The organism is Clostridium sartagoforme AAU1, assembly GCF_000401215.1.
Taxonomy (GTDB): domain Bacteria; phylum Bacillota; class Clostridia; order Clostridiales; family Clostridiaceae; genus Clostridium; species Clostridium sartagoforme.
In genome coordinates this window covers 1-7,296 of the sequence record NZ_ASRV01000136.1, presented here as the reverse complement: position 1 = coordinate 7,296, position 7,296 = coordinate 1, and the positions used below count along the sequence as shown (strand labels likewise).

Genomic DNA, 7,296 nt, shown 5'->3' with positions numbered 1-7,296 from the left:
TAATAAAACTCCTATTTAATTACTGATACTATATTATATTTAATTTTTATTATATTGCTATTATTAATAAATTTAATTTCTAAACCCTTTTTTAAACCCTTCAATTAAATCTTCTATATCCTCTATTCCTAAGGATACTCTTATTAATGTATCAGTTACTCCCATTTTTTCGCGATTTTCTTTAGGTATTGCAGCATGACTCATCTTTGCAGGATAAGATACAATAGTTTCTACAGCTCCTAAGCTTACAGCTACAACTACATTTTCTACATTATTTAAAAAATACTTAGTTTGTTCTAAGGTTTTAAACTTAAAAGATAATACTGCACCTGGTCCAAAGGATTGTTTATCATGAATTTCCTTATCTCTATGGTCTTCTAGCCCTGGATAATACACCTCTTCCACGATATCTTGATTATTTAACCAATTAGCAAGAGTTAAAGCATTTTTTTGAGATTCTTCCATTCTAACTTTTAATGTTTTTAAGCCTCTAGATATTAAATAACAATCTTGTGGTGATAATATTGCTCCAAAACTATTTTGTATTTTATATATTTCATCTGCAATATTTTTATCCTTTGTTACTGCAAAACCTGCAATAACATCACTATGTCCACCAATAAATTTTGTAGCACTGTGAACAACTATATCTGCTCCAAGTTCTAAAGGTCTTTGAAGGTATGGTGACATAAAGGTATTATCTACAATTGTTATTATTTTATTTTTCTTTGCTATACTTATTACACAATTTAAATCTGTTATTTTTAATAATGGATTAGAAGGTGTTTCTAAGTATATAGCCTTAGTATTACTTTTTATTACATTTTCTATTTCTTTTATATTAGATGCATCTACAAAGGTAAATTCTATATTAAATTTATTAAATAATTTTGTTATGGCTCTATATGTTCCTCCATAAACATCTGAAGCCACTACTAAGTGATCTCCAGCTGAAAATATACTAATTACTGAGCATATTGCAGCTATTCCAGATGAAAATGCAAAAGCATAATTACCACCTTCTAATTTAGCAAAATCCCTTTCTAATAAATTTCTTGTTGGATTACCTGACCTAGCATAGTCATATTCTCCAAAATTATCTATGTCAAATTGATGAAAGGTAGAACTTTGGTATATCGGTAATGTTACTGCTCCAGTTTCTTTTTCTATGCTATTTCCTCCATGTAATAGTTTAGTACCAAATTTCATTTTTAATCCTCCAATACTCTTTCTAAATCTTTTATTAAATCATTTATATTTTCTATACCAACTGAAATCCTAAGCAGGTTTTCATCTACTCCTAATTTATCTTTTAAACCTTTGGGAATTTCAGAGTGGGTTTGAGTATGAGGATAAGTAATTAATGTTTCAACTCCTCCTAAGCTTTCTGCAAAAGCTATAACCTTTAATTCTTTTAGTATTTTAGATATTATATCTTTATTCTTTACCCTAAAAGAAATCATTGATCCAAATCCAGTAGATTGCAGAGAGTTTACTTTATATCCTATATGATCTTCAAGACCTACATAATATACTTTTTCTATATTTTTATTTCCTTTGAGATAATTTGCTAAGACAATTGCATTTTCTTGTGATTTTTCTAATCTAATGTGTAATGTCTTTAACCCTCTTAAAATTAACCAGGAATCAAAAGATGATAAAGTTGCTCCTGTTGAGTTTTGAATTACTTTTAACTTTTTTAATATATTTTCATTATTTGAAACAATAAATCCAGCTAAAACATCATTATGCCCACCTAAGAATTTTGTTCCGCTATGAACTACAATGTCAGCACCTAATAAAAGCGGCTTTTGAAAATATGGAGTTAAAAATGTATTGTCTACAATTAGTATCAAATTTTTATTTTTACAAATATTACTAATTAATGATATATCACTAACTCTCATTAATGGGTTAGATGGTGTTTCTATAAAAATACATTTAGTATTTTCTAGTATTTCATTTTTTACTTTATTTATATCTGAAGTATCTATAAAGGATGATTTTATACCATATATGCTATAAATATCATTGAATAATCTAAAAGTTCCACCATATAAATCTTCTGAAATTATAATATGATCTCCAGGTTTAAATAAATGAATACAGGCTGTAATTGCTGCAACTCCAGTAGAAAATGCTAATGCACCTAAGCCACCTTCTAATAAATTTAAGGTTTTTTCAACTTCTTCTCTTGTAGGATTACTTGTTCTTGAATAGTCATATCCAGTACTTTTATTTAATTCTGGATGTTTAAAAGTAGCACTTTGGTATATAGGATAACTAATTGCCCCAGTAGTTTTATCCCCACCACTTGCTCCTCTTACTGATATAGTTTCAAATTCTAAATTATAATTTTTTTGTGTCATTTAATAGCCCCCTTTTAAAATAAAAAAAGAATTCCTCCCAAAAAAGAAAGAATTCTTATATACAAAATTATTTAATTGTACAATATACTCTTATTTTTCAGATTATCTGTTGGAATTAGCACCACACCAAGTAAAAAATACTATAGTAGGTTGCTGGGTTTCTTAGGGCCAGTCCCTCCACCGCTCTTAATAAGATATTATTTAATTATTGTAACTATTATATAATACAAATCATTTTGTGACAATAAAAACTTTAAAAGAGCTAGAATTATTTTCTTCTAGCTCTTTTTACTAAATATTTTCTTTAAATCTTATCCAATTTCTTCTATTTAAGTATCTAATAAATAAGATTAATCTTTCATTAATCGGTTCACACTTTTCTCCAAACTTTTCCTTCATTTCTTCAATTATTTGAAGAACATTTCTTTTACCATCAATTAATCTCCAAACTTCGCTACCTAGTTCATCTAGCTCTATATCTGTAATAGCAGGTTTTTTAAATAGTTTTTGAAGAAGTTTTTCTATTAATTTATCATGATGAAAAACCAAATAAATCTTATTGCTCTTTTCTTCAAATGTAGAATGCTTTTTTTCAGGTATATATAGAAGAAAATTTTCTTGTTTGTTATTTTTAGTCATGTTAATTCACCATCATTTAATTAGCTTCATTTTTTTTGCCACTTAGAATATATCTATATAACAAATAAGTTAATATTAAGAACATAACTAAAGCAAATTCTTTACTTTCAGCTATAGTAGGTAATAATCTAGGTCCTATACCAACAGCTTCTGCAACACCACCTGCTGTTAATCCAGCGACTAAAATACCAACTAGTGCATCTCCAGCAACTAACCCTGATGAAATTAATATACCTTTTTCAACTTTATCTTTTCTTAGATTATCATTATGTTTAAATTTCTTATCTATTACAACTCTAACTATACCACCAGCTAAAATACCAACACTTAAGTTTATTGGTAAATATATTCCTAATGCAACAGGTAATACAGGTAAACCTAATAACTCAATGGCAATACCTAAAGCAGCTCCTACTAATACTAATGTCCAAGGTAATTGAGCATCCATAACACCTTTAACTACCATTGACATAAGAGTTGCTTGTGGTGCAGCCAGACCAGTTTCTCCACCTATCCCGTAGATATTGATTAATAATAACATAGCAGCTCCACCAGCAACTGCTGAAGCTATTAATCCAAGTATTAGTCCAATTTCAATATTTTTAGGAGTTCCTCCCAAAATAAATGTAGTTTTTAGGGCTTGAGAAGTTCCTCCTGCTACAGCAGTTGCAACACAAGCTATAGCACCAGCAAGTAAAGCCATTATCATTCCTTTATTACCAACTACACCTACCGCTTTTAATATTGATGTTATAAATAATAAGGTAGCTATTGTCATACCAGATACAGGATTATTGGATGCTCCTATAAGTCCACATATTCTAGCAGATACTACAGCAAATAAAAATGAAAATAATACTGATAGTAAGGCTCCAACTGGATGTATCTTAGTAATTGGTAGTAACCAAGTTAATAAAAATACTAAAACAGCTCCTCCAATAACCCAAGTCATTGGTAAATCCTTATCAGTTCTCTTTACTTCTTCACCCGCTGATTTCATTCCTGAAAAAGCAGCCTTCATTGATCTAATTATTACAGGAATTGATTTCCCAAGGCTTATAAATCCTCCCGCTGCAACAGCCCCTGCTCCTATATATCTTATATATTCACCTCTAATAGCGCTTGCAGTCATTTCTGCTATTGGAATAGTTGCTGGAAAAACAGCAGTAGCTGCTCCTTCTCCGAAAAATTTTATTAATGGTATAAGCCCATAATATGCTATAGCTCCACCTGCAAACATATATAGAGCAGCTTCTATTCCAACTATAAATCCAACTCCTAAAAGTGACGCTAATGCATCAATCCCAAACATACTTTGAAATATTGATTTGCCATTTTGAGATAAATTTATCATCCAAGTAGGACTTTCTGACCATAATAACAAACCACCTGATAAAAACTTAAATATTCCACCACCAGTTAAACCTGTCATAACGCTTTTAAGTCCACTACCACCTGCACTTGAATTTACAAGTACCTCAGATGCGGCCATACTTTCTGGGAATGATAATTTTCCGTGTTCTTCAACCATTAAATATTTTCTTAGAGGAATAACAAATAAAACACCTAATATTCCTCCTAATATTGTAATAGTAACTATTTGCAAAAGTGAAAGTTTTTCATTCCATATTACTACAGCCGGTAGTGTAAAAACTATTCCACCAGCTAAAGATTCCCCAATACCTGCTATTCCTGCAACCATGTTTGATTCTAAAATGCTTTTTCTACCTAAAGCATATAATAATGCCGTTCCTAGAATTGAAGTAGGTATAATAGCTGCAATAGTCATCCCTACTTTTAAAGCTAAATATACATTTGCTGCTGCAAATATAGCTGCAAATATACATCCAACTAATATAGACATAATAGTTAATTCTGGTAAGGCATCTTTAACAGAAACGTAAGGTGTATATTTTTCCCCGTTTACTCCACCATAAGCTTCATGAGAAAGTTTATTTTTTCCTGACATAATAACTCCTCCTAAATAAAATATATTAATATATTGTTTATAAAGCCCATTGTATATTCTAGCATATTTTTCTACAAATTCCACTAAAGTTTTATTAAATGTAGTATCTGATTTTTAGTGTATTATAATGTTTAAATGGAAATTATAATTTTTACTAATAATATTAAAATTCCACTTATATTTAAAGTTATTCATCTAATAATATAAATACTAAATTTCCATAAATTAAATATAAATATTATTTTTCTTTTACAAACATTTATTTATATAGCCATAATTATTTATTTAAGATAAAATTAATTGAATGAGAACTATATATTTCGGAGGTTAGCATATGAAAGAATTTTTTAAAAAGAGAGTATTAAATAATTGGTTATTCTTACTTATGGTTGTAATAATACAATTAAAATCAATGCTATTATTATCAATGCTTAGAAGCACTAATTCATCTAGAATAAGTCTTTCAACTATGTATTTTGGAGTTCCGGCTCTTTATGCACATTTACTTATAATTACCTTAATATTAAGTATTTTATACTTATTTAAGTATAAAGGAAAAATTAAAGCAGCTTTAATAATTGATTTAATTATTACCATTTTATTTGTTGCTGATATATGGTATTACAGAAATAATGGAACATTTTTATCAATACGACATTTACTTCATACTGAAATTTTTAATCCAACAAATAAGAGTTTATTGAACTTTAAAATCGTAGATTTATTATTTTTTGTAGATTTTATAATATTCTTTATACTATTTAAATTTGGTAAATTAATAAATTATAAAGACAATTCTAAATTATCTTTAAGAATTATAAAGGCAGTTACAGTATTTTTATTAAGTGGAGCTTTTATTTTTATATCACATTATAAAATAGATATAAAAGGTACCGTTCAGGGAAAATCATTATTTAGACTGTCATGGGCACCTTTCCAAACATTTAGCGATATGAGTCCTTTAGGTTATCATGGATTTGATTTAGTTTATTTTACTGGAAGAAATGAAAAACTATCAGATTCCGATATTAATGATGTAAAAGAATGGATTAGTAATAACAAAGAAGAGATTTCAGACAACGAATACTTTGGAATACTTAAAGGCAAAAATTTAGTTGCAATACAAGTTGAATCATTAGAAAACTTTGTAATAAATAAAAAGATTTATGGACAAGAAATAACCCCTACATTAAATAAATTACTTTCAAATAGTCTATACTTTGATAATATTTATGAACAAAATAACTCAGGAACTAGTTCAGATGCAGATTTAATGGTGAATACTTCTATTTTTCCTATAAGAGAAACTAGCACATTTCCAGCATATCCTTGGACTTCATATAATAGTATGCAAAATATATTAAAGAATAAGGGATATACTACAATTTCAACTCATGCGGAACTACCTGGAAGCTGGAACTGGGCAGAACCCCATAAATCCTTTGGAGTTGATAAATTATGGGATATAAATAAATTTAATGTAGATGAAATTATTGGTCTTGGATTATCTGATGAATCTTACTTAAAGCAAGTAGCTGATAAACTAAAATTAGAGCAAGATCCTTTTTATGCTTTTGTAGTAACATTAACAAGCCATGGACCTTTTGAAATACCTGAAGAAAAGAAATTATTAGATATTCCTAAAGAATTAGATGAAAATATGTTAGGTGCTTACTTTCAAAGTGTAAGATATACAGATGAAGCAATAAGATTGTTTATAGAAGAACTAGACAAAAATGGTCAATTAGATAATACTGTATTAATGATTTATGGTGATCATTGTGGCGTTCATAAATTTTATGAAGAAGAAATTAAAGATGCACCATTAAATGAAGATTGGTGGCAAGAAAATCACAAGAAAATACCATATATAATTTATAATAAAGATTTAAAAGCTTCTACTATATCTAATGCTGGGGGACAAGTGGATTTCTTACCAACAATATCTTATCTTTTAGGTGTTAAGAGAGATGAATTTGATAATACATCTATGGGAAGAGTATTAGTTAATACAAATAGAAATACAACAATACTAAATAATGGAGATATTATTGGAACTCCAAAAGATGCAAATGAAGAAAAGCATTTAAAAGATACATTTAAAATAGCAGACTTTATTATTGAAGGAAATTACTTTAAAATAACTAATAAATAAGATTTATCAGGGGTGAGTACACCCCTTTTTTCTCTTTACAGTTAAAAATTGTATACAATTTTTTATTAATTGAAATTTATATTTTATTAAATTTCATACTACCTAGTTAAATATTGATATGATATAATATGTATTATTTACAATAAAATATATCTAACTTTATG

At 28.1% G+C, this 7,296-nt stretch carries 5 protein-coding genes and 1 riboswitch; of the genes, 1 reads left to right on the top strand and 4 read right to left on the bottom strand.

The features are described 5' to 3' along the window. Positions 1-72 precede the first annotated feature (72 nt). The 4 genes from A500_RS11000 to A500_RS10985 form a co-directional block, all read right to left on the bottom strand. On the bottom strand, positions 73-1,209 hold the full coding sequence (locus tag A500_RS11000) for a trans-sulfuration enzyme family protein (protein ID WP_016207661.1): 1,137 nt from the start codon (positions 1,207-1,209) through the stop codon (positions 73-75). A 2-nt stretch (positions 1,210-1,211) separates the two neighbouring features. After that, a complete protein-coding gene (locus tag A500_RS10995; protein WP_016207660.1) occupies positions 1,212-2,369 on the bottom strand; it encodes a trans-sulfuration enzyme family protein in 1,158 nt (385 codons plus the stop codon). Between the two features lie 87 nt (positions 2,370-2,456). Further along, positions 2,457-2,565, bottom strand: a riboswitch (SAM riboswitch). A 95-nt stretch (positions 2,566-2,660) separates the two neighbouring features. Then, entirely contained in the window at positions 2,661-3,008 is a 348-nt protein-coding gene (locus A500_RS10990; RefSeq protein ID WP_016207659.1) for a PqqD family protein, read from the bottom strand. Between the two features lie 16 nt (positions 3,009-3,024). Continuing rightward, positions 3,025-4,977 (bottom strand): OPT family oligopeptide transporter, encoded by a 1,953-nt coding sequence (locus A500_RS10985; protein ID WP_016207658.1) that lies wholly within the window; start codon positions 4,975-4,977, stop codon positions 3,025-3,027. Positions 4,978-5,311: 334 nt separating this feature from the next. Here A500_RS10985 and A500_RS10980 point away from each other — a divergent pair, with 334 nt between their 5' ends. Continuing rightward, positions 5,312-7,132, top strand: coding sequence for an LTA synthase family protein (locus tag A500_RS10980; protein WP_016207657.1), 1,821 nt, complete (start codon positions 5,312-5,314; stop codon positions 7,130-7,132). Positions 7,133-7,296: the final 164 nt, after the last annotated feature.

Excerpts from the sequence above, each read along its gene's own strand:
- A500_RS11000 (WP_016207661.1), bottom strand. The coding sequence starts at position 1,209 with ATGAAATTTGGTACTAAACTATTACATGGAGGAAATAGCATAGAAAAA.
- A500_RS10995 (WP_016207660.1), bottom strand. The coding sequence starts at position 2,369 with ATGACACAAAAAAATTATAATTTAGAATTTGAAACTATATCAGTAAGA.
- A500_RS10990 (WP_016207659.1), bottom strand. The coding sequence starts at position 3,008 with ATGACTAAAAATAACAAACAAGAAAATTTTCTTCTATATATACCTGAA.
- A500_RS10985 (WP_016207658.1), bottom strand. The coding sequence starts at position 4,977 with ATGTCAGGAAAAAATAAACTTTCTCATGAAGCTTATGGTGGAGTAAAC.
- A500_RS10980 (WP_016207657.1), top strand. The coding sequence starts at position 5,312 with ATGAAAGAATTTTTTAAAAAGAGAGTATTAAATAATTGGTTATTCTTA.